Source organism: Lonepinella sp. BR2357, assembly GCF_051851525.1.
In the GTDB taxonomy this organism is placed as follows: Bacteria; Pseudomonadota; Gammaproteobacteria; order Enterobacterales; family Pasteurellaceae; genus Lonepinella.
Genome location: NZ_JBPDVG010000006.1, coordinates 41,446 through 64,401 on the forward strand (window position 1 = coordinate 41,446; position 22,956 = coordinate 64,401).

The following is a 22,956-nucleotide window of genomic DNA, read 5'->3' on the forward strand; positions in this document are numbered from 1 at the left end:
TCTGTGCTTTTTGTTATCTCGAGGCAACGTTTAAAACAACGTTTAAAAAATACGGTTAATGGCGGTATTTAGCCTATCAATCGTGCCGCCGACTATCATTTGCCTGTTGTAATAACTGACGACTTTCTTTCATAAAGAGATCAGAATATTCACCAAACCACTGACTGACCTTATTAAAGGTATCAATAAAACCCTGTTTGTCGCCAGTTTCAAAGAATTTCAGGCTTTCCACATAGCTGTCTTTGAGGCTTTCAATCACAGCTAAATTTTCGGGTTTATCCATAATAATATCTGCATATAATCCACCATCTTGAGCAAATAAACGCCCGATCATGGCTAATTCTAAGCGATAAATGGGTGAAGACAAGGCTAATAAATTGGCTAATTTCACCGGTTGTTTGGATAAATGTAAGCCGTTGGCAAAAGTGGAAAAATGGCGTAAGGCTTGGATATAGGTCATGCTGTGATCGTGTTCCGCCGCCTCGACCTGATAAATTTTCGCCCCCCAAATCGCCATTTGCTCAAGCAACCATTGATAACGTTCTGGATAACGCCCATCACAACGCACAATGACCTGTTTTGCCATACTGGCAACATCAGGGCCGAACATAGGATGTAACCCCACAACTGCCCCATGATGGACTTCCAACATTTTTTGTAATGGCTGACGTTTAACCGAGGTTAAATCGGTGAGTAGCATATTTTCGGTTAAATAAGGTTGCAAGCGTTCAATGGTGTCTAAGGTATTGGCAATCGGTACACAGACAATGACCACATCAGTATTGGCCAAAATTTGATCCGCTCGTTGCCAATCTTGGCGCCCCAATATCTCCACGGTATAACCAGATAAACCTAAGAAACGCACAAATAATCCACCGAGTTTACCATTCCCCCCGACCACCACAATTTTTTTAATGTCAGGGTTAACGGTTTTAAAACCAAAATGATTTTCACTGGTGTAAGACTCCCGCATAAAACGGCGTAACACATCTTCAATTAAATCCGCTGGTACCCCGATTTTTTCCGCCTCTTGACGGCGAGCGGCTAACATATCTGCCTCCCGTTCAGGCACATAAATGGGCAAACCATGTTGATGTTTCACTTCACCGACTTTTTTCACCAACGCCAAACGTTTAGCAAACAGCTTAATCAGTTCGCCATCTACGCTATCAATTTCAGTTCTAATCTCTTTTAATACGTCCATTTTATCTTCCGTCAAGATTCAAGTGCGGTCTATTTTACTTGATTTTTTAAGCCATCTGCAATGTTATGTAATAAGCGTTCGGTGGTGTCCCAATCAATACACGCATCCGTAATTGACACGCCGTATTGCATTTCACTGACGGGCTGTTCTGCGGATTGATTGCCCGCATGAATGTTGCTTTCCAACATCAAACCAATAATCGAACGATTGCCATTAATCAACTGTTGTAACGCATTTTCTGCCACAGCGGGTTGTAAACGATAATCTTTATTGGAATTGGCATGGCTGCAATCGATCATAATCGCCGTTGCTAAGCCCGCTTTTTCTAATGCCTGTTCACATTGTTGAACAAATTCGGTTTGGTAATTCGGGGCTTTGCCACCACGTAAAATCACATGTCCATCAGGATTGCCCTCTGTATGCAATAAATTCACCTGTCCTTTTTGGTTAATCCCAATAAAACTATGTTGCATTGCGGCCGCTTTCATGGCATTAATGGCTGTTGCTAAACTGCCGTCCGTACCATTTTTAAAGCCAACGGGCATGGACAAGCCCGAGGCTAATTCACGGTGCGTTTGAGACTCAGTGGTTCTGGCTCCAATGGCTGACCAACTGAATAAATCCGCCAAGTATTGTGGGGTAATCGGATCCAATGCCTCTGTGGCGAGGGGTAAGCCCATTTCTGCTAAGTCCAGTAATAATTGACGAGCGATATGCAAGCCATTTTCCACATCAAAGGTACCATCAATTTTAGGATCGTTAATCAACCCTTTCCAACCCACGGTGGTACGAGGTTTCTCAAAATAGACTCGCATGACAATATACAATTGATCTTGCACGTCATCAGCCAATGCTTTTAAGCGTTTCGCATAATCCAATGCGGCCACGGGATCATGAATAGAACAAGGACCAATCACCACCAATAAACGGGGATCTTTTTTATGAATAATATTGGAAATATCTTGGCGGTGTTGCTCAATTTGATGACGTAAATGAGGAGATAAAGGCAATTTTTGCTTTAATTCACGTGGGGTAATTAACACTTTTTCATCGACGATATGGACATTATGAATACTATCTTTGTTCATTTTTATTTCCTTTTGTAAATTTATAATTACAGTTAATGTAAAAATAAAATTACATGATAAATTAAAAAATAGCAACCCATTTTTATAAAAAAATAAGGCGTATTTTAGATACGCCCTATTTTGAGTTTTATTCAGCTTAAAGTGCGGTCAAATTCTGTAACGTTTTCTCCCCCACTTGTGTCAACATATCCTTACGTTCTTGATCGCTAATCACATATAAATCACCAAATAATTGATGATCAATATCGGTAATCCCACAATAATTAAACAAACCATTGACCAAACACACATCCAATGCTTGTGCAAAGCCTTTGGCTTGATAAGCCTCTACGTTATTGCCGATATTAATAAACTGTTGCATTTTTTTACCTTGCAACAAACCAACCGAACCTTGTTCACTACTTTGATAAGCAAATCCATGGGTAAACACCCGATCTAAATAGCCTTTTAACATGGCGGGAAAACCCATCCACCATACGGGATAAACCAAGGTGATCAAATCCGCTTGTTGAATTAATTTCTGCTCATACAGCACTTCTTCAGGAATAATGCCTTGCCATGCGCCTTGCATTTCTTCTTGCGATAAGACAGGGTTAAAATTCATGGCGTAAAGGTTTCTCACCACCGTATTTGCGCCAAATTGCTCACTGCTTTTCACTACTTCATCCACAAGGGCTTTGGTGAAACTGTTGTTATTAGGGTGAGCAAAAATAATGACATGTTGTTTCATTGATTCACCTTTTGAACGATTAATGTGATGCCTTGTACACTCAGCACTTGAATGCTATCGCCGACGCATAGTTTGTCATGCTGTGCCGATTGAATCCGCCAAGTGGTATCACCAAAATGGCCTCGACCAATGCCATTATCATGGATTTCTTGAACAAATCCAACGCTGCCAAGCATGGCATGATCTCGTTGATTTAAGTGACTGCGTTTTTCATCAGACAGATCTTTTTTATGTTGATATTTCCACCAACCTAAACTTAATAACGTGGCCAAAATGGCGTAAATAATGCCTAAACTGGCCAGTGAAAAATCAGGGAAACATTTCATTAAGCCCGCCACAGCAATAGCGGCCAGTCCCCACCAAAGGAGGAAAATACCAGGTAATGCCAACTCTGCAATTAACAAGGCAAAACCCAGAATTAACCAATGCCATACTGTCCACGTTTCAAACCATTCCATGAATTATCCTTATTTTTTATCGCCCTTTAACAATTCCGCAATGCCGGCTACTGAACCTATCAAATTGCCCGCCTCTAACGGCATTAATACCACTTTGCTGTTGTTTGAACCGCCAATATGTTTTAAGGCCTCGGTGTATTTTTGCGCAATAAAATAATTAATCGCTTTGGTATCGCCGTTGGTAATCGCCTCGGAGACCATTTGGGTCGCTTTGGCCTCGGCCTCCGCCGCACGTTCTCGAGCCTCCGCTTGTAAAATCGCCTCTTGTTTTTCCCCTTCCGCACGTAAAATACGAGATTGTTTTTCCCCTTCAGCACGTAAAATCTGCGCTTGACGAACCCCTTCCGCTTCTAACACTTCCGCCCGTTTATTCCGTTCCGCTTTCATTTGCGCATTCATGGCCTCGCTTAATTCACGTGGCGGACGCACATCTCGAATTTCAATCCGAGTGACTTTCACGCCCCAAGGATTAGTCGCCTCATCCACAATCGCCAATAAACGACCGTTAATACTATCACGTTGCGACAACATTTCATCCAGTTCCATACTCCCTAACACGGTACGAATATTAGTCATCACTAAATTGACTATCGCCTGTTCTAAATGATTCACTTCATACGCCGCACTACGGGCATCAATCACTTGTACAAAGCACACCGCATCAATGGACACATTAGCATTATCTTTGGAAATCACTTCTTGTGATGGAATGTCTAGCACCTGTTCCATCATATTAATTTTACGCCCAACCCGATCCACAAAAGGAATCACAAAGTTCAAACCCGGTGAAAGGGTTCGGGTATAACGCCCAAAACGCTCAATGGTCCAGTGATAACCTTGGGGTACGGTTTTTAAAGTTGAATATAAAATAAACGCAACTAAAGCAATAAAGACTATCGTTGCGACAGGTAAACCATCATAAAAATCCATCTTGTTCTCCTTTATAAACTAAATATCCCCTCTCCCTCTAGGAGAGGGCTAGGGTGAGGGTAAAACAATGCCATTCTACCCTCACCTCCCGAAAATCCTAAGGATTTTCTCCGTCCTCTCCCAAAGGGAGAGGCTGTAATAAAATACCATTTTACACCGCAGTTTGTACATATTGATAGCCATTTTCTTTTGGCACAAATTCAAAAATATGGGTAATACATTGTGGGGCGTCTTGATCTTGGTGGGATACAAATAATAACTGTGTGCCACTGTGTTTCACGAGCTGATCAATAAAGGATTTCACCAAGCGACGATTTAAGCCATCCAGACCTTGCAAAGGTTCATCCAAAATTAAAACTGGCGGATATTTCACCATGGCACGGGTAATTAACAACAAGCGTTGTTGTCCCCAAGACAGCGAACGAAATGGCTTTTTCGCCAATGGGGCTAAATTAATGCGTTCCAACCACTGCATGGCTTTCACGCGTAATGCGTCGGGAACACGTTGATACACACCAATGCTGTCAAAAAAACCAGAAATAATCACATCTAATACCGAGCAATTTACCCGATAATCCATGTGCAGTTGACTGCTAATATAACCCATTTTAGATTTAATTTCCCAAATAGTTTCTCCCGAACCTCGTTGACGTCCAAAGAGGCGAACAATGTTGCTGTAAGATTGCGGATGGTCGCCCGTCAGAATAGACAACAAGGTGGATTTTCCTGCACCGTTCGGCCCTTTGATCCACCAATGTTGTTGGGGTAATACTCGCCACGTTAATTGATCTAAAATGACTTTATCTGCATATTGAATAGTCACCTTTTCTAATTCAAAGTGCGGTGTATTTGGAGCAAGTTTTTGCGTGGGTTCGGTACATTCAGGGAGTGGCACATCCATCGCATTTTCGGCATATTGTAGCTGTTGGAAAATACTCTGCTGTTCTATTTCGGCCCGATTTCCCTGTAAAATCACTTCACAATGATCCAATAAGGCAATCTGTTTAGCGGCAGTAGGAATATCATTAAAACGATTGACGATCAGTAACAAACTGGTTTGTTGGGCTAATCTTTCCAGTAATTGTTGCCAATCTTGCACGGATTTTTGATCTAATCCCTCAAAAGGTTCATCTAAAATCAATAAATCTGGCTGTTGCACTAAGGTTTGTGCCAATAAGATTTTGCGGCTTTCGCCGGTGGAAAGGTGCATAAAAGGACGATCTAATAATGAGGTTATCCCCAATAATTCGGCATATTGATCACATAATGCCTCATTTCTCGACCCATTAAGAATGGTTTCACGGGCCGTTTTACCAAAATCATCCGGACTGACGCTGTCATTATTGCGTTCACGAAAGGTTTGTTCTAAGATTTTTTGCTGTTTTTCAAAAGAAAATTGCTGAATATGCTGAAAACTATTTTCATATTCTCCACTATAAACCGGTATTTTTCCCTCAATAGCCAGAGAAAATGCCGTTTTACCACTGCCATTACTCCCCACAACTACCCAGAAATCCCCTTGTCGAATTTGAAAGTGCGGTATTTTTAAACGATTTTTTTGTTGTAATAAAAATTCAGCTTGAATAATCTTGACTTGCTTCATTCCGTTTCCTTTTGCGAGTAACAATCCTTAGCCATAATATATCTGACAAACAAGCAAAAGAAAAGGCTAAACCTCAGTTTAGCCTTGCAATCAATCAAAATCTAAAATTATTTTTGATAGTAAGGTGTTGGGCCTTTAGGACCGGCAACTTTACTGGATTCAGATTGTTTTAACACAGTACCTGATGCTTTAATTTCTACACGACGGTTAGGACGTAAGCAATCACGCAATGCTTGGCCTTTTTCATTTTCACAAGCCACAACTTGGGATTTTTTACCATAGCCGACTGCGATAAACTGTGCATGAACACCTTTTTCAATTAAACGAGCTTTAACACGCTCTGCACGACGTTGAGATAAATTCAAGTTATAAGATTCAGAACCTAAACGGTCTGTATAACCCTCAACAGAAACCTCTTTTGCACCGGAGGCATTTAATTGTGCAGCTACGTTATCAACGACTTCTTTACCTTTCACAGTTAATACATCTTTATCGAAATCGAATAGGAAGTCACCGCTTAAGTTGAATGATGAATTACCATTACAGCCATTTGGATACCAGAAGAAACTTTGTGCATTCATGTTTTTGTCAAATAAGATTTTGTATTGACAAATTTTGTGTTCACCGTTTTCACGATAGTTAAATGCGTAATCCCATTCACGAACACCGTATAAACCTTCAGCAAAATGTGGACGACCTAACAAGTTGTATAATTGGTCTTTATTCATGCCACGTTCAACCATACGAACGTTGTCCCAGTTTGGCCATGAACCAAATTGAGAACCGTCGTGGTTAAATCTTGATTGGTCAATTTCAGGCCATACAAGATTTGCTACGGCTTGTTCTGCTGTATCACCAGCTGGTTGACCTTCATCAGTGATATTGCTTGAGTTTCCACAAGCAGCTAATGTGGTTGCAGCAACGGCTGATAATAAAAAATGTGATAATTTCATTCGTTTTACCTTAATAAATGTTTCTATAATCCTAATTGAATAGTTATAGTCAAAACCACATGATTTCAAATGCCGAAAACAAAGTAACAACATTAGCCATACATGAGCTCAACTATAATTCTGGAGCATGATAATATTAAATAGACAGAAAGTAAACCAAATTTCACTTTCTGTACTGGCCTTTTTGTAAAGAAAAGTAAATTTTATGACAAAAATGTCTTCTCATTACGTGTTAACCAACCCAATAAAAAGTTGTGCGTGCTTTCTTCCGTTTGCTTACCTAATTTTTGTAACAAAGATTTCTTCTGTTTATATTGCACGCCGAGTACAGATTTTTCACCCATCGCTTGCAAAATCACATCATCGCTGGTAGCAATTTCATCGATCAAATGTAAATCCAAAGCTTGTTGACCAAACCAATGTTCACCCGTGGCAATTTTCGCCACATCTAACTGCGGTCGATGTTGTGCCACAAATTGTTTAAATAATTCATGGGTTTCTTCCAATTCTTGTTGGAATTTTTGTTTGCCCTTTTCAGTGTTTTCACCCAAAATAGTCACCGTGCGTTTATATTCACCAGCCGTCATCACATCGACATCGACATCGTGTTTCTTCAATAAACGATGAATATTCGGAATCTGTGCTACCACCCCAACAGAACCAATAATCGCAAAGGGAGCAGAAATAATACGATCTGCCACACAAGCCATCATATACCCCCCACTGGCTGCCACTTTATCCACCACCACCGTGAGTTTAATCCCTTTTTGTTTTAAACGAGCAAGCTGTGAAGCCGCTAAACCGTAGCCATGCACTACGCCACCTGGGCTTTCTAAACGTAATAACACTTCATCTTTTGCAGGATCGGCTACTTGCAAAATGGCACTAATTTCTTCACGTAATGCCGTGGTTTCAGATGCCTGAATATCGCCTTTAAACTTCAACACATACAAAGTCGGTTTCGCATCTTGTTCGACAACTTCACCTTTTTTACGTTTGGCTTTCAAGGCTTTCGCTTTAGCTTTTTCCGCCTTTTTCTCGGCTTTTTCTTGCTCTTTTAATTCATCTTCCGTTAAATGAAAATCACGCAATTTTTTGCTGTTATCCTCATATTGTTCCGATAAATCGGTAATCTCTAATTCCCCATGGGAATGAGCAGATTTCTCTTTTAACGCCATAATCACGGCGACGATCCCAGCAATCACTAATAAAATGGTTAAAATTTCTAAAATAAAAATCCCATAACCAATTGCAACTTCAGACCACATCTATGTTGTTTCTCCTATAAAAAATCCATTAAAATACACCGCACTTTCGGGAAGCTAAACTCAATCCTAACTACGCAACCCAATACCACGGCTAATCAAATAATAAGCCATTCCGTATAACACGGAAATAAACAATATCAATACCGTAAATGTATAAACCAAAGGCACATCACTTATGCCTAAAAAACCATAACGAAAACCATTAATCATATACATAATCGGATTGAGTTTCGATACCCCTTGCCAAAAAGGCGGTAACAGGGAAATCGAATAAAATACCCCACCTAAATAGGTTAACGGTGTTAACACAAAGGTCGGAATAATACTGATATCATCAAAAGATTGGGCAAAAACCGCATTTATCAAGCCCCCTAAAGAAAAAGTCGCTGTGGTAAATAACAAGGTTAAGGCAATCACACCCCAAGAATGAATATCAAAAGATACAAAAAATAATGACACCATGGTGACTAATATCCCGACCAATAACCCACGCACCATACCACCTGCCATATAGCCGAAAATAATAATATGGGGAGATACTGGCGAAATCAGCAGTTCTTCCACGTTATGTGCAAATTTCGTGCTATAAAAAGAAGATGCCACATTACCAAAAGAATTGGTTAATGATGACATCATAATCAAACCAGGCACAATAAATTGCATATAACTAAAGCCTGCCATATCACCAATTCGACTACCGATTAACTGCCCAAAAATCACAAAATATAAAGTCATGGTGATCACCGGCGGCACCAATGTTTGCACCCAAATTCGCATAAAACGGCGAATTTCTTTGCGTAGAATGGTATAAAATGCGACCCACATTAATTGCATGTTATTTCTCCTCTGTCACGGGTTTATTTAACGCCATTCGGACAAATAATTCTTCCAAGCGGTTGGCTTTATTTCGCATACTGAGTACCTGTACTTGTTGATCAGCCAGTTGAATAAACAGGGAATTTAGCCCCTGTTCTCGGTGAACTTCGACTTCAATAGAACATTGTTCTAAGGCGGTTATTTTGTAATCTTTAATTTGTGACAACGTCGCATTTTTATCCAAATCCAGAATAAAGGTTTCGGTTTCCAGTTTCGCCAGCAAATCTTTCATTGCCATATTTTGCACTAATCGCCCTTGCTGAATAATCCCAATATGGCGACATAACATTTCCGCTTCTTCTAAATAATGCGTGGTTAAAATAATGGTGGTGCCTTGCTGATTAATTTCCGCCAAAAACGTCCACAGGCTACGGCGTAATTCAATATCCACGCCTGCGGTGGGTTCATCTAAAATCAATAATTTAGGTTGGTGCATTAAAGCCCGAGCAATCATCAAACGGCGTTTCATCCCCCCTGATAATCTTCTCGCTTGCTGATGACGTTTATCCCATAAATCTAATCGCTTTAACCAAGTTTCAGCACGTTGCAAAGCCTCCGCTCGCACAATGCCATAATAACCCGCTTGATTAATTAAAATATCAATCACGTTCTCAAACTGGTTAAAATTAAATTCTTGTGGCACTAACCCAATACATTGTTTCACTTGATTCAGCTGTTGATCTAAATCATAGCCAAACACTTTTACCGTGCCACTGGTTTTATTCACCAACGAGCTGATAATGCCGATAGTCGTCGATTTCCCAGCCCCATTATGTCCAAGCAACGCATAAAAATCACCACGTTCTACGGTTAAGTCAATCCCCTGTAACGCTTTCACGCCATTTTTATACGACTTCGTTAAGCCTTTTATTTCTAATGCAAACATCCGCATCGTCCCTTGTTCTAACATAAGCTAGCTATCATACCGTTTTTTCCAAACTCAAGCAAAAAACACCGCACTTTTTTCTTATTCAAGCAATGAAATCTTTTTTCATCACTTTCGATTCAAGCGAAAAAGATTATTGCATGTTGTGCAAAAAAAAACAATGTTAGTATGTAATCCATTCAAAATAGCTATCCAATTAACAGGATTTATCTATATTGCTATAAATTTCTAAGGTTGTTATTTATGCTGTCAATTTCTCAAAACCCCTATCGCATCATTGGCGTGGTGGCCAATGTGTCGGAAAAAGAATTACTCAAACAAAAGAACAAAATCAAAGCCTTTGCTCGCACGGGCAAAATTCCCGATTTTGAGTTGGATTTTCCACCTTTGCCAACCATTTCTCGCACCACCGAAAGCATTGATCATGCCTTTTCACAAATTGAATTGGCAGAAGACAAAGTGTTTCAAGCGTTGTTTTGGTTGGTCAATCTTAATGCCTTTGATAATGTGATCATCGAAAAATTAAAATCGCAAGATTCTGAACTCATTCAAGATGCCTTGGGTACTTTAGAAAATTTGTGCAACCATACGCAAATCAATCAAAACAATTTTTCACGTTATAACAATGCTTCAACGGTTCTATTATTACAAGGCATAGAAGTGGCTTCCGCCGTGCGATTAAAATATGAGTTACTCAATTCTAGCTATTTTGATGACTTTATTTTAGCCATTGCCGATAAAACCGTTTTACCGCAAAAACAAAAGCTCATTGAGCGATTTACCGATAAATTAATCAGTGAATTTCAAAAAAATCATGAACCCTATCGAATTATTTCTTTTTTCAAAAAATCACCTGAAGAGATTCAGAGAAAAGTAAAAAACCTATTGACCGCAGATAAAGTGCATAAAATTGAGCATGCAATTGAAATTTGTGAACAAAAAAGAAAAAACAATCCGAGTGAAGCGAATAATTTTGCTTATACGTTAATAGAATTGAGAAATGATGTTGCAAATTTAGCTCGTATTTTTGGCAAGAAAGATGTTGCTTTTAATATGTTATCGGATAATTTCGCTGATGAAATTCGATCCTGTGCAGTATCCTATTTTAATGAACAAGATGAACCTGAACTTTATGTTTATGAAGAATGTTTAGAGTTATTTAGCCTAGCACGAGATTTTGCCAAAAATCCGCAAACCATTCAACGCTTAGATAATGAAATTAGTCAGTTTGAAGAGAGTGTAAAAAATTATCATCAAAATAAGAAAGTAAATAATACGGTTCCACGAATTATTGAAAAAACTGAACAACTGAAAAATAAACCTTATATCAATATTATTGATGTAGATAAATACTTAGATGACACTTTACCTTTATTAAGAGAGTTAAAAGGCACTGAAACACATGCTCTTATGGTTAATATTGTTGCATCTGTCGCAATGGGAAAAACAATCGTTCTTGTCAATCGTTCAAATTCAAATGTTAGACAAGCAACTCAAATCTTTAATGCTTTAAATACACAAACTGATTATATGGATTATGAGTTAAGAGCACATTTCCGTAAGAACTATGAAGAATTGAAGAAAATGAATGCTGGAAGAAATAGTGTTTCATATTCTAATTCATCAAGTGATTCAGGTGATATTGAAATGGATGCGATATGCTTGATAGTGAAAATAATTATTGGAGCTATAATTCTTATTAACTTATTTAGCCATTAAATAATAAATTATGTGGAGAAAACATGAAAAAACTATTACTATTATTCACTATTCCTTGCATTGCTTTAGCTGATGTGAATACTGATAACTACAGCCTTAAATTAAACGAGCTATCACAAAAAAATACACAATTGCAAACAAGAGTAAATAAACAGCAAAAAGAAATTACTTATATTACAGTAAAATTAAATCAACAGAAAAAAGTCGACACGGAATTACGCTCAAAACAAGAACGTACCGAAAAAGCCTTATTGCAACTGCAAGATAAATTAAATCTTATCCAGCAAGATACTGCAAAACAATATCAAGCCCATCAACAAAGCCAACAAAAAGTGCAAACCGATGTGGCACAAATTGAAACCCAGTTGGCGAGTTCCAATCAATCTTTGGCGACACTTGGCACTGATTTAAAACAAGATTTAAACCAAAATCAGCTTTATACCCTGATTGGTTTTGGCACAACAGGCATTTTATTGATTTTATTAGCCGGCTATTTTATTGCTCGTATTAAACGCAATAAACAAGATGCAGTGAGCTTAATTGAAAACACAAGAAAAAAATTAGAACAAGAAACCATTCAATTAGATACGAAATTAATTGAATTGCTCGAAAATAAATTCACTGTTTCGCAATATCAACCTGAAACTAAAGCCGCTGAACCCGATCATTCTTTAGCCTTAAAAGTTGCCGATGAAATTGTGCGGATTCAGAAAAATATTAGCCAAATGGATCAGGGAACCAAAGGATTAAAACAACTTACCGCATCCATTAAACGTATTCAAGCCAATTTCTTAGCTAACGGCTATGAATTAGTGGATATGCTTGGGCAAGAATATAACAACGGTATGAAAGTCATTGCGGAATTTATTCCTAGTGATGACATTGAAACCGGCAAACAAATCATTACTCGTATTATTAAACCGCAAGTGAATTTCAATGGCATTATGATTCAATCGGCTCAAATTGAAGTGAGTGTAGGCGAATAAAAATAAACAAATAATTTAAATTAATAAGGATAACAACATGAGAACTAAAATTGATTATGGTATTGACTTAGGTACGACTAACTCTGCGATTTCTCGTATGGAAAATGGCGAAATTGTCATTAAAAAAACTGACCGCTTAAAAGATACCATGCCAAGCTGTATCTTTGTGAATAAAAAGAAGACCATTGAAGCGGGCGATTCGGCATTTAATAGTTTGAAACGCACCAAACTCAGTGCGATGAAAAATTGGGACGAAGAAACCAATGCGTTTATTGAATTTAAACGCACTATGGGAACGGATAAAACCTATTATAGTCCCGCCTTTGGCAAAGAGTTCAGCTCGGAAGAATTATCTGCCGAAGTATTGAAAGCGTTAAAATCCTTTATTAAAGATGAAAATATTAACGCCGCCGTGATCACTATTCCTGCTGCATTTAAAAATAACCAAATTGATGCCACTCGCCGTGCAGCAAAATTAGCTGGCATTGAACATATTGAAGTATTGCAAGAACCGGTGGCAGCGGCGACCGCCTATGGTTTAGAAAATAATAACAAAGATGGCTTTTGGTTGGTGTTTGACTTTGGTGGTGGCACATTTGATGCGGCTTTATTAAAAGTGGAAGATGGCATTATGAAAGTGACGGATACCGAAGGGGATAATTATCTCGGCGGTAAAAACCTGGATTTCGCCATTGTGGATGAGATTATTTTGCCTTATTTGCAACAGCATTATGACATTGATTCCATTTTGGCAGATGACGAAAAAAAACAAATTTTGCGTAATGCCATGAAGTTTTATGCGGAAGAAACCAAAATTGCCCTATCTTTTAATGCGACCCATAATATTTTGTCCGATTTAGGCGATATTCCGGGTGAAGATGATAATGGCGAAGAATTTGAATTAGATATTACCGTCACGCAATCTGATCTTGAAAAGGTCTTCGCCCCAATTTTCCAAAAAGCCATTGATATTTGCAAAACCTTGTTAAAACGCAATTCCATGACAGGGGCGGATTTAGCCACCTTAATTTTAGTGGGTGGCCCAACCTTTTCACCGATTTTGCGTAGCATGTTAGAAAAACAAATTTGCAAACCAGACACCAGCGTTGACCCAATGACCGTGGTGTCTAAAGGAGCAGCCTTATATGCGTCCACGGTGGACATTTCAGAAAACGTCAAAGAACAATCTCGAGATCGTCTCAAAATTCAGTTAGACATCAGCCACGAAACCTCCAGTGTGGAATTGGAAGAATATGTTACCGTTCGCATTTTGGAAGACAAAACCGATGGCGATATTCCTGATGAAGTGTTTGCTGAAATTACTCGTCAAGACAATGCTTGGTCAAGTGGCAAAGTGAAATTACATCGCACTGGCGAAGTGATTGAAACCCAGTTAGTCGCAGGAAAAAATAATGGCTTTGAAGTGATTCTGTACGATAACAAAGGCAATATTTTAGCCAGCGAGCCGAAAAACTTTAATATTATTCAAGGCATGGCGGGCATTAATAGCATGCAAGTGTTGCCTTATAACTTTGGGATTGAAGTGCAAGATCGGATAACTGGCAAACGTGTATTTACCCAAATTCAAGGCTTAGAACGTAATAAATCCTTGCCAGTAACGGGGACGAGAAATGGCTTAAAAACCCAACAAGCCATTCGCCCCGGTATGGAACAAGATTTTATTACCATTCCACTTTATCAAGGTGAACACAGTGCTGACCGAACTCGTGCGGAATATAATGAACACGTTTATGATGTGGTCATTTCTGGCTTAGATTTACCCGCACTTTTGCCAGAAAACTCTGATGTAGATTTGACCATTAGCTTGGATAGATCGCAAAAAATTGTGGTGCAAGCCTATTTTCCTTATTTAGATCACACAGCGGAAATTAATATTCCAGAACGTAAACAATCTATTGAAAATGAATGGCTGGAAGAAAAAATTGAAGAAGCCAAAAGTGATTTGTTCAATTTGAGAATGAATAATCATTCCCCACGCATTGATCGCTTGAATGATCAACTCAATCAAGTGGAAAACGATTTGGAAAATAACCCAAATGATATTGATAATAAACAAAAAGTGCTATCTGATTTACGCAAAGTGTTAAAAGAATTGGATACCCATTTAGATCAATCGGATTGGGAAATGAAAAAACAAGAGCTTGATGAGCTATTTGAAAAAATTAAACATTCGGCTCAGAAAGTAAATGATGCTAGTATTCAGCAATCGCTTCGACAATTTGAAGAACAAATTCAAGACGTTAATCGTTCGCAAGATATCAAATTGGCGGATAAATTATTAGAAGCGATGCGATCCCTTGATATGCAAATTAATCTCGTTGAATATATTGTTGGATTTATTTGTTACGCAGATAATTCATTTGATGAAATTCACTGGTTCAACCGTACGCAAGCAAGACGTTTGGTGGATATTGGTTTACGTCAAATTCATAATAATGACGATATCAATCAACTTCATCAAACTGTGGCTGAGTTAATTAATTTAATGCCAAGAGATGAAATTGAAAATAGTCCACAAAATAATAGTTCTATTTTAATTGGATAATTCACATAACAAGGTCTATAGACGTTTAGGTTTATAGACCCTTTTTTATTTTAAATAAAGATGATGACTACCTACTTTTTTAAACAAAACGATCTCATTAATCAACAATATCTCGTGAAGTTTCCGCTATCTTTGCATGAAGACTATCAAACTTACCGAGTGCAAACCAACGAACATAAAACGCAAATTTTGCGGATTTTCAACCACGAAAAAGCGATGAAATATGTTTCGCCAAGCCTGTTTTTACTTCAACATCCCAATGTAGAGAAAATCACGCAATCGGGTGAAATTTACCACGAAAATCAGGCTTATCCCTTTTTATTAACGGATTTTTATGCGGGTGAATCTTTAAAAAGTAAAATCACTCGAGAAAAAACATTGGGATCGGTGCGAGCGATTAATCTGATGTTAGGTATTTTAAATGGATTGAAATATCTGGCAAAACAGCAATTATCTATTTTACCTGATGAACTACATGCAGAAAATATTCTCGTGCAGCAAACCAAAACCACGGAAATCGCCAAACTCATTCGATTAAATTTTATATTGACAGAAAATAGCGATAATTTCACCGCACTTTCAATTTCATTAGGCAAACTTTTCTATTTTATGCTGACGGCAGAATACTACACAACATACAGTGAATTGCAGGGAAACTCTTTTATTAATCGAAAACTCATCATTGTGTTAGAACGATTATTAGGCGTATCCAAACTTGCTCCATTTAAAAATATTGATGAAATTATTCTCGCTTTAAATGCCGATCTTTTTGATTATGAAGATTATAAAAATGAGCCTAAATTTACGCCAAGTATTACTTCAAATAATAAAGCGAATAATCCAAATAAAAAATACGGTTTTGAAGCCATTGCAGGTATGGCAAAATTAAAAGAAATGATCAAATTAGATGTAATCGATGCGTTAAATAATAAAGAAAAATACGAAAAATATGGCTTATCTATTCCCAACGGTATTTTGCTTTATGGCCCACCAGGTTGTGGTAAAACGTTCTTTGCGGAAAAAATGGCAGAAGAAATCGGTTTTAAATTCTATCAATTAAAGCCTTCGGATATTCAAAGTAAATGGGTGAACGCTTCGCAAGAAAATGTCAAAGCCTTATTTAAAGAAGCGGAAGAAAATGCCCCGAGTATTTTGTTTATTGATGAATTGGATGCCATTGTACCAAGCCGAGATTCGGACAATATCAGCCATATGAATACGGCGGTCGTCAATGAATTTTTAGCTCAGATGAACAATTGCGGTGAACGCAACATTTTTATTATTGGTGCGACCAACCGCCCTGATGCCATTGATACTGCGATTTTGCGAACAGGGCGATTAGATAAACATATTTTCTTACCGTTGCCAGATAGGGAAGCAAGAATTAATCTTTTTGAAATTTATTTAAAAAATCGACCGCTTGAAAAACAAATTGATTATGCCTTATTGGCAGAAAAAACCGACAATTACACGGCTAGCGATATTAAATTTATTTGTGATGAAGCCGCTAGACAGGCGTTAAAAACCGACACGATGCTCAACTTGAAATTGTTATTAAACACCATTGAAGCGGTACAGCCGTCATTGTCTCAGGCAGAAATTGAAAAATATCAAGATATTGAAGCAAAATTCAACTCAAAATCAACACAAAATAAAGAGACTAAAATATTTGGGTTCTAAATCCAATAATTTAGGGATTGTTGATATTTTGGTTTACACACCCTGCCATCAAGTATATACTCTTGCTAAATACAAAAACAAAAGGAGCATAAAATGGTTGAAGCCTCTGTTTTTATTACTAATCGCACGCAAGCTGTGCGTTTGCCTGCGGAAGTGCGATTTGATGAAAGTGTAAAAAAAGTCGCCGTGCGAGTGGTTGGGCAAGAACGTATTTTGACCCCATTAGATCAAATGTGGGAGAGCTTTTTCCTGTCACCTAATAGAGTCAGTGATGATTTTATGAATGAGCGTGATCAGGGTGTGCAACCTGAGCGTGAGAATTTTTAATTGGGAAAAACAATGCTGAAATATATGCTAGATACCAATATGGTGATTTATGTCATCAAACGCCGTCCACTTGAAGTGTTGAATATGTTTAATCTCAACATTGGACGAATGTGTGTGAGTAGCATTACCGTTGGCGAGTTGTATTATGGTGCAGAAAAAAGTGCTTATCCTGAGCGTAATTTGAGTGTGATTGATGACTTTCTTTCTCGCCTAAAAGTCGTAGATTACACGCCCAAAAATGCCGCCCATTATGGCAATATTAAAGCCGAATTAAGCAAACAAGGTAATCTTATCGGTGAAAATGATCTGCATATTGCCGCTCACGCTCGTAGTGAAGGATTGATTTTGGTAAGTAATAATCTGCGAGAATTTGAGCGAGTTTCAGGATTAATCACCCAAAATTGGATTAAAGAATAAAAGCATAACAAGCCTATTTCAACACTCTCGTGAAATAACACAAAAATCCCTTGACAAAATTCTTTTGTACTAGTTTAATAGTACAAAATTCATTTTCATAAACCATAAGGATAGCTTATGTTTCAACCTTATATTCAAGTTCTCCATCAACAGGTCGCCTATTATAACGATCTCGTGCCTGTTTTTAATACGCTCTGCCCAGAAAAATCTAACAGCCTATTATTAGAAAGTGCGGAGATTTCAAGCAAAAATAGTTTAAAAAGTTTATTATTAATCAACGCCGCAGTCAAAATTACCTGCCAAGGGCAATACGTCACATTTCAAGCCTTAACAGCTAACGGAAATACCGTTTTAATTCACCTTGAACAAAAGTTACAGGGTTTAGCTACACTCACAAAACTTAATCAAACTACCCTACAAGCAGAATTTGCAGCACTCGATCAAAATCTTGATGAAGACAGCAAATTACAATCTGCCACCGTGTTTGACGGACTTCGTCAAATTGCTACGCTTTATTCTCATAGTCAAACACCCATTTTTTTAGGCGGATTATTTGCCTATGATTTAGTGGCAAATTTTATTCCAATGGACGGTATTCAGTTACAAGATGATGGTTTAACCTGCCCCGATTATGTCTTTTATCTAGCAGAAAATTTACTGCGTTTTGATCACCCAACCCAACAGGCGACATTGCAAACTTTCTGTTTTAATTCCAAAGCATTAGCGGATTTGCAACAAAGTGCGGTGAAAATTTCGCAAGATTTACAGAATTTGAAACCGTTACCCGCCATTCAAAAAGCGGATACGCAGGTACAAATTAATCACGATGATGACAAATTTAAACAAATTATCACCGCACTTAAACGTCATATTTATGACGGTGATGTATTCCAAATCGTGCCATCTCGCCGTTTTTCGTTACCTTGTCCCAATACGCTTGCAACCTATCGTCAGTTAAAATTGAACAATCCAAGTCCCTATATGTTCTTTATGCAAGATGATGAATTTACCCTATTCGGTGCATCACCTGAAAGTGCATTAAAATATTCAGCGGAAAATCGCCAGTTGGAAATTTACCCGATTGCAGGATCTCGCCCACGGGGATTTGATGCCAATGGTCAGATCGATCCTGAACTTGATGCTCGTTTAGAATTAGAAATGCGATTAGATCATAAAGAATTAGCCGAACATTTGATGTTGGTAGATTTAGCTCGCAACGATATTGCTCGAGTCTGCGAAAGTGGTACACGTCAAGTGTGTGATTTAATGCAGGTCGATCGCTATTCACATATTATGCACTTGGTTTCTCGTGTAGTGGGTAAACTTCGCCCTGAATTAGATGCCTTACATGCTTATCAAGCCTGTATGAATATGGGAACGCTGACAGGTGCGCCGAAAATTAAAGCCATGCAGTTGATTTATCAATTTGAGCAAGAAAAACGCCATAGCTACGGCGGTGCAGTGGGCTATTTAGGTTCAGACGGTAATTTCGACACTTGCATTGTGATTCGTTCCGCCTTTGTACAAAATGGCATAGCACACGTGCAAGCAGGCTGTGGCGAAGTGTTGGATTCCGATCCACAAATGGAAGCGGACGAAACTCGTCATAAAGCTCGTGCGGTGTTAAATACCATTATTCAAACTAACCAACTCGCATAAGGAACAAATTATGGCAACTATCGTATTTTTAGACAATTTTGATTCCTTTACTTACAATCTGGTGGATCAATTCCGCACGCTGGGGCATAACGTAAAAATCTATCGCAATGACTGCGAGCTGGATTTTTTAACCAAAATCTGCCTTGAACCTGATAGTATTTTGGCACTCTCTCCTGGACCTGGCACCCCTGCTGAGGCAGGTAATATGCTTGCCTTAATTGAGAAAGTCAAAAATCAAGTGCCGATTATTGGGATTTGTTTAGGACATCAAGCCTTAATTGAATCTTTCGGTGGCAAGGTGGTTCATGCAGGTGAAGTGTTACATGGCAAAGTGTCAAAAATCAACCATGATGAACAAGCCATGTTTAAGGATTTACCTAATCCGATGCCCGTGGCTCGCTATCATTCCCTCATGGGAACCGAATTACCCGATGAATTAATCGTCAATGCAGAATATAACCATATTATTATGGCAATTCGTCACCGCACCTTGCCAATTTGTGCCTTTCAATTTCACCCTGAAAGTATTTTAACTGTTCAAGGTGGAAAATTATTAGAAAATTCAATTCATTGGTTAGTTAACCGATAAGAGGAAATTATGATTATTGTTTATGGTTTAAAACACACGCTTGCACCACGAAAACAGCAGATTATGCAGGCAATTTACGATTGCTTAAATATGCAACTGGATATTCCCCCACGTAAACATACTTTACGTTTTATCGGCTTAGAACGAGAAGATTTTTTCTGTCCTGAGGGGCGAACAGACGATTTTATTGTGGTTGAAATTAACCTGATGCAAGGGCGTTCTGAAGATACCAAAAAACGGCTAATAAAAATGCTGTTCTGTGAATTGGAACAACGGGCGGATATTAATGCCATTGATGTGGAAATCACCATTAAAGAACAACCGCCACATTGTTGGGGTTTCCGTGGTATGACAGGCGATGAAGCCAACGACTTAGCTTATAGTATTTATCGTTAAGGAAAGTATTATGCAAACTGAACAACTATTATCCCAACTCTTTGAAGAACAAACATTAAGCCAAAAACAAGCAGAACAACTATTTAACGCTGTTATGCACGGCGAATTAGCCAATGAACAATTAGCAGGGGCATTAATTGCCTTAAAATTACGTGGTGAAACACCAGAAGAAATCAGTGGTGCAGTCAATGCTGTGGTGGCAAATGCTCAACATTTCCCTACCCCACATTATGATTTTGCCGATATTGTCGGAACAGGTGGAGATGGTGCCAACACCATTAATATTTCCACTGCCTCTGCCATTGTGGCTGCCAGTCTTGGTTTTAAAGTTGCCAAACACGGCAATCGTAGTGTATCGAGCAAAACTGGGGCGAGTGATGTACTGAGTGCGTTAGGGGTAAATATTGGAATGCCTGCTGAAACCGCACGCAAGGCGTTAGATGAAACCAATATCTGCTTTTTATGGGCGCAACAATATCATCAAGGTTTTAAATATGCCGCTCCAGTTCGCCAAGCCTTGAAAACTCGCACATTGTTTAACATTCTTGGTCCATTATGTAACCCTGCTCGCCCAACGCATCAATTATTAGGGGTGTATTCGCCAGATTTAATTAAACCCTATGCGGAAACGGTAGTCCGTTTAGGCGGTAAAAATACCATTGTGGTACATGGTTCTGGTTTAGATGAAGTGGCGATTCACGGCAAAACCGATGTGGCAGAAATACGTCACGGCGAGATTACTTATTACAGCGTAACCCCTTATGATTTCGGTTTTGAACCACAACCACTAGAAAGCCTACGTGGGGGAGAACCCGCAGAAAATGCACAATTTCTCACCGCACTTTTACAAGGCAAAGGCAAAGCCGAACACGTTCAAGCCGTGGCAATGAACGTAGCCATGTTAATGAAAGTGTTTGGTCATCAAGATTTAAAAGCCAATGCGGAACAGGTGCTTGGCGTGATAACTAGCGGTAAACCTTATGAAACATTATTGACATTGACGAAATATTAAGATTATTTTACCCTCACCCTAGCCCTCTCCCAGAGGGAGAGGGAATAATATAGGGTATTGAAATGAAATAAATTAAATTTTGAATTATCCCTCTGAACATCCCCTCTCCCCTTGGGAGAGGGCTAGGGTGAGGGTAAAACCACGAGTAAACAAAATGAAAATCAACAAAAACGCCCCCACCATTCTCCAAAAAATCGTACTCGATAAATTGGACTGGGTAAAACAGAAAAAAACCGAATTTCCGCTAAGTGAATTTCAACAAAAAATCACCCATTCTGACCGCAGTTTTTATCAAGCATTAGCACAAGGCAATCATCAACAACCTGCTTTTATTTTAGAATGTAAAAAAGCCTCGCCGTCTAAAGGCTTAATTCGTGCCGAATTTAATTTGGCAGAGATTGCCAATGTGTATAAACATTATGCGACTGCTGTTTCTGTACTGACTGATGAAAAATATTTCCAAGGCGATTTTGCTTATATTCAGCAAGTGCGAAATATCGTCAGCCAGCCCGTGTTATGCAAAGATTTTATGGTCGATGAATATCAAGTTTATCTCGCCCGATTCCATCAAGCGGATGCGATTTTATTGATGCTTTCCGTGGTAGATGATGAAACCTACCAAAAATTATCTCACCTTGCTCATCAGCTTGGCATGGGAGTATTAACCGAAACCAGTAACGAAGCGGAATTTGAACGAGCTTTAGCCTTAGGGGCAAAAATTATCGGGGTAAATAACCGTAATTTGCACGATCTCACGGTGGATTTAAATCGGGTAAAATACTTGGTGGAAAAATATCAACATCAGATTCCAGCCGATGCTCGCATTATCAGTGAATCAGGAATTTACACGCACGCTCAAGTGCAACAGCTAAAATCTGTGTCACACGGCTTTTTAATTGGCAGCAGTTTAATGGGAAGTCACGATTTAAATAACGCCGTACGTTCGGTGATTTTCGGCGAAAATAAAGTCTGCGGTTTAACCCGTCCGCAAGATGTGCAAGCCGTTTATAGCCAAGGTGCCTTATACGGCGGTTTAATCTTTGCGGAAAAATCACCACGCCAAGTCAGTCTTAGACAAGCACAAGAATTAGTCACCACTGCCCCATTGCGTTTTGTCGGTGTTTTCCAAAATCAGGAGATTGATTTTATCGTAAAAATTGCCAGCCAACTGCAACTTTTTGCGGTGCAATTACACGGCTCAGAAAATGCTGAATTTATCACCGCACTTCGTCAACAATTACCTGAAAATATTCAAATCTGGCAAGCGGTTTCGGTGGATATTGAAAACCAAACTGCGGTGCAAATTGATGAAATTTCAGCGGTCAATCGCTATGTTCTCGATAGTCAAATAGGCAATCAACAAGGCGGTACAGGCAAACCCTTTGACTGGTCAAAAATTCCTGCGGAATTGAAAAATCGCATTATGCTGGCAGGTGGGATTAGTCCAGAAAATATCGCTCTTGCCTTACAACAAGGCTGTTTAGGGCTAGACTTAAATTCAGGCGTAGAAAGTGCCAATGGCATAAAAAGTGCGGTGAAATTGACCGCAGTTTTTGCTAAGATTCATCGCTATTAAGCTAAAAATGGGCATAATGAACAAAATGATTGT

Annotated in this window: 20 protein-coding genes and 1 pseudogene; 11 read left to right on the top strand and 10 right to left on the bottom strand. The window is 38.7% G+C overall.

Features of this window, described 5'->3' with window-relative positions; genetic code table 11:
* Window positions 1-76: 76 nt before the first annotated feature.
* The 10 genes from tyrA to ACTG7L_RS05160 form a co-directional block, all read right to left on the bottom strand.
* Entirely contained in the window at window positions 77-1,204 is a 1,128-nt protein-coding gene (gene tyrA / locus ACTG7L_RS05115; RefSeq protein ID WP_439327687.1) for a bifunctional chorismate mutase/prephenate dehydrogenase, read from the bottom strand.
* Window positions 1,205-1,233: 29 nt separating this feature from the next.
* Entirely contained in the window at window positions 1,234-2,292 is a 1,059-nt protein-coding gene (locus ACTG7L_RS05120; RefSeq protein ID WP_439327688.1) for a 3-deoxy-7-phosphoheptulonate synthase, read from the bottom strand.
* Between the two features lie 136 nt (window positions 2,293-2,428).
* Window positions 2,429-3,022, bottom strand: a complete 594-nt coding sequence (locus ACTG7L_RS05125) for an NAD(P)H-dependent oxidoreductase (protein WP_439241688.1) — start codon at window positions 3,020-3,022, stop codon at window positions 2,429-2,431.
* Window positions 3,019-3,480, bottom strand: coding sequence for an NfeD family protein (locus ACTG7L_RS05130; RefSeq protein WP_439327689.1), 462 nt, complete (start codon window positions 3,478-3,480; stop codon window positions 3,019-3,021). The genes ACTG7L_RS05125 and ACTG7L_RS05130 overlap by 4 nt, the downstream gene beginning before the upstream one ends.
* Before the next feature lie 9 nt (window positions 3,481-3,489).
* Window positions 3,490-4,410 carry an SPFH domain-containing protein gene (locus ACTG7L_RS05135; RefSeq protein WP_439241692.1) on the bottom strand — a complete coding sequence of 307 codons (921 nt, stop codon included), beginning with the start codon at window positions 4,408-4,410 and terminating at the stop codon, window positions 3,490-3,492.
* 151 nt (window positions 4,411-4,561) lie between these two features.
* Window positions 4,562-6,013: a molybdate ABC transporter ATP-binding protein ModF gene (gene modF, locus ACTG7L_RS05140; protein ID WP_439327690.1), complete on the bottom strand. Its 1,452-nt coding sequence runs from the start codon at window positions 6,011-6,013 to the stop codon at window positions 4,562-4,564.
* Between the two features lie 107 nt (window positions 6,014-6,120).
* On the bottom strand, window positions 6,121-6,966 hold the full coding sequence (locus tag ACTG7L_RS05145) for an OmpA family protein (RefSeq protein WP_439327691.1): 846 nt from the start codon (window positions 6,964-6,966) through the stop codon (window positions 6,121-6,123).
* Window positions 6,967-7,169: 203 nt separating this feature from the next.
* Window positions 7,170-8,234 (bottom strand): protease SohB, encoded by a 1,065-nt coding sequence (gene sohB, locus ACTG7L_RS05150; protein ID WP_439327692.1) that lies wholly within the window; start codon window positions 8,232-8,234, stop codon window positions 7,170-7,172.
* A gap of 66 nt (window positions 8,235-8,300) precedes the next feature.
* Window positions 8,301-9,068: an ABC transporter permease gene (locus ACTG7L_RS05155; protein ID WP_439327693.1), complete on the bottom strand. Its 768-nt coding sequence runs from the start codon at window positions 9,066-9,068 to the stop codon at window positions 8,301-8,303.
* A gap of 1 nt (window position 9,069) precedes the next feature.
* Entirely contained in the window at window positions 9,070-9,996 is a 927-nt protein-coding gene (locus ACTG7L_RS05160; protein WP_439327694.1) for an ABC transporter ATP-binding protein, read from the bottom strand.
* A 243-nt stretch (window positions 9,997-10,239) separates the two neighbouring features.
* Here ACTG7L_RS05160 and ACTG7L_RS05165 point away from each other — a divergent pair, with 243 nt between their 5' ends.
* From ACTG7L_RS05165 to trpCF, 11 genes and pseudogenes are all read left to right on the top strand, one after another.
* Entirely contained in the window at window positions 10,240-11,715 is a 1,476-nt protein-coding gene (locus ACTG7L_RS05165; RefSeq protein ID WP_439327695.1) for a hypothetical protein, read from the top strand.
* A gap of 23 nt (window positions 11,716-11,738) precedes the next feature.
* Window positions 11,739-12,701 (top strand): hypothetical protein, encoded by a 963-nt coding sequence (locus tag ACTG7L_RS05170; protein WP_439327696.1) that lies wholly within the window; start codon window positions 11,739-11,741, stop codon window positions 12,699-12,701.
* A 37-nt stretch (window positions 12,702-12,738) separates the two neighbouring features.
* Window positions 12,739-15,267 (top strand): Hsp70 family protein, encoded by a 2,529-nt coding sequence (locus ACTG7L_RS05175; RefSeq protein WP_439327697.1) that lies wholly within the window; start codon window positions 12,739-12,741, stop codon window positions 15,265-15,267.
* 63 nt (window positions 15,268-15,330) lie between these two features.
* Entirely contained in the window at window positions 15,331-16,947 is a 1,617-nt protein-coding gene (locus ACTG7L_RS05180; protein ID WP_439327698.1) for an AAA family ATPase, read from the top strand.
* A 93-nt stretch (window positions 16,948-17,040) separates the two neighbouring features.
* Window positions 17,041-17,274, top strand: coding sequence for a type II toxin-antitoxin system VapB family antitoxin (vapB, locus tag ACTG7L_RS05185; RefSeq protein WP_439258757.1), 234 nt, complete (start codon window positions 17,041-17,043; stop codon window positions 17,272-17,274).
* Between the two features lie 12 nt (window positions 17,275-17,286).
* Window positions 17,287-17,691, top strand: a complete 405-nt coding sequence (gene vapC / locus ACTG7L_RS05190; protein WP_153985822.1) for a type II toxin-antitoxin system tRNA(fMet)-specific endonuclease VapC — start codon at window positions 17,287-17,289, stop codon at window positions 17,689-17,691.
* 177 nt (window positions 17,692-17,868) lie between these two features.
* Window positions 17,869-19,350, top strand: a pseudogene (gene trpE, locus ACTG7L_RS05195) (anthranilate synthase component I); the annotation flags it as partial.
* Between the two features lie 10 nt (window positions 19,351-19,360).
* The gene (locus tag ACTG7L_RS05200; protein ID WP_386696798.1) at window positions 19,361-19,939 is read left to right on the top strand and encodes an aminodeoxychorismate/anthranilate synthase component II; all 579 of its coding nucleotides are present in this window, start codon (window positions 19,361-19,363) and stop codon (window positions 19,937-19,939) included.
* Window positions 19,940-19,948: 9 nt separating this feature from the next.
* Entirely contained in the window at window positions 19,949-20,335 is a 387-nt protein-coding gene (locus tag ACTG7L_RS05205; RefSeq protein WP_132302453.1) for a tautomerase family protein, read from the top strand.
* Between the two features lie 10 nt (window positions 20,336-20,345).
* A complete protein-coding gene (trpD, locus tag ACTG7L_RS05210) occupies window positions 20,346-21,347 on the top strand; it encodes an anthranilate phosphoribosyltransferase (protein WP_439327699.1) in 1,002 nt (333 codons plus the stop codon).
* 154 nt (window positions 21,348-21,501) lie between these two features.
* Window positions 21,502-22,923 (top strand): bifunctional indole-3-glycerol-phosphate synthase TrpC/phosphoribosylanthranilate isomerase TrpF, encoded by a 1,422-nt coding sequence (gene trpCF, locus ACTG7L_RS05215; protein ID WP_439327700.1) that lies wholly within the window; start codon window positions 21,502-21,504, stop codon window positions 22,921-22,923.
* Window positions 22,924-22,956 lie beyond the last annotated feature (33 nt).

Coding starts and splice junctions, on each gene's coding strand:
- sohB (WP_439327692.1), bottom strand. CDS start 8,234: ATGTGGTCTGAAGTTGCAATTGGTTATGGGATTTTTATTTTAGAAATT.
- ACTG7L_RS05120 (WP_439327688.1), bottom strand. CDS start 2,292: ATGAACAAAGATAGTATTCATAATGTCCATATCGTCGATGAAAAAGTG.
- ACTG7L_RS05200 (WP_386696798.1), top strand. CDS start 19,361: ATGGCAACTATCGTATTTTTAGACAATTTTGATTCCTTTACTTACAAT.
- modF (WP_439327690.1), bottom strand. CDS start 6,013: ATGAAGCAAGTCAAGATTATTCAAGCTGAATTTTTATTACAACAAAAA.
- ACTG7L_RS05175 (WP_439327697.1), top strand. CDS start 12,739: ATGAGAACTAAAATTGATTATGGTATTGACTTAGGTACGACTAACTCT.
- vapC (WP_153985822.1), top strand. CDS start 17,287: ATGCTGAAATATATGCTAGATACCAATATGGTGATTTATGTCATCAAA.
- ACTG7L_RS05165 (WP_439327695.1), top strand. CDS start 10,240: ATGCTGTCAATTTCTCAAAACCCCTATCGCATCATTGGCGTGGTGGCC.
- ACTG7L_RS05125 (WP_439241688.1), bottom strand. CDS start 3,022: ATGAAACAACATGTCATTATTTTTGCTCACCCTAATAACAACAGTTTC.
- trpD (WP_439327699.1), top strand. CDS start 20,346: ATGCAAACTGAACAACTATTATCCCAACTCTTTGAAGAACAAACATTA.
- ACTG7L_RS05160 (WP_439327694.1), bottom strand. CDS start 9,996: ATGTTTGCATTAGAAATAAAAGGCTTAACGAAGTCGTATAAAAATGGC.
- ACTG7L_RS05145 (WP_439327691.1), bottom strand. CDS start 6,966: ATGAAATTATCACATTTTTTATTATCAGCCGTTGCTGCAACCACATTA.
- ACTG7L_RS05135 (WP_439241692.1), bottom strand. CDS start 4,410: ATGGATTTTTATGATGGTTTACCTGTCGCAACGATAGTCTTTATTGCT.
- ACTG7L_RS05130 (WP_439327689.1), bottom strand. CDS start 3,480: ATGGAATGGTTTGAAACGTGGACAGTATGGCATTGGTTAATTCTGGGT.
- ACTG7L_RS05205 (WP_132302453.1), top strand. CDS start 19,949: ATGATTATTGTTTATGGTTTAAAACACACGCTTGCACCACGAAAACAG.
- vapB (WP_439258757.1), top strand. CDS start 17,041: ATGGTTGAAGCCTCTGTTTTTATTACTAATCGCACGCAAGCTGTGCGT.
- ACTG7L_RS05180 (WP_439327698.1), top strand. CDS start 15,331: ATGACTACCTACTTTTTTAAACAAAACGATCTCATTAATCAACAATAT.
- trpCF (WP_439327700.1), top strand. CDS start 21,502: ATGAAAATCAACAAAAACGCCCCCACCATTCTCCAAAAAATCGTACTC.
- ACTG7L_RS05155 (WP_439327693.1), bottom strand. CDS start 9,068: ATGCAATTAATGTGGGTCGCATTTTATACCATTCTACGCAAAGAAATT.
- ACTG7L_RS05170 (WP_439327696.1), top strand. CDS start 11,739: ATGAAAAAACTATTACTATTATTCACTATTCCTTGCATTGCTTTAGCT.
- tyrA (WP_439327687.1), bottom strand. CDS start 1,204: ATGGACGTATTAAAAGAGATTAGAACTGAAATTGATAGCGTAGATGGC.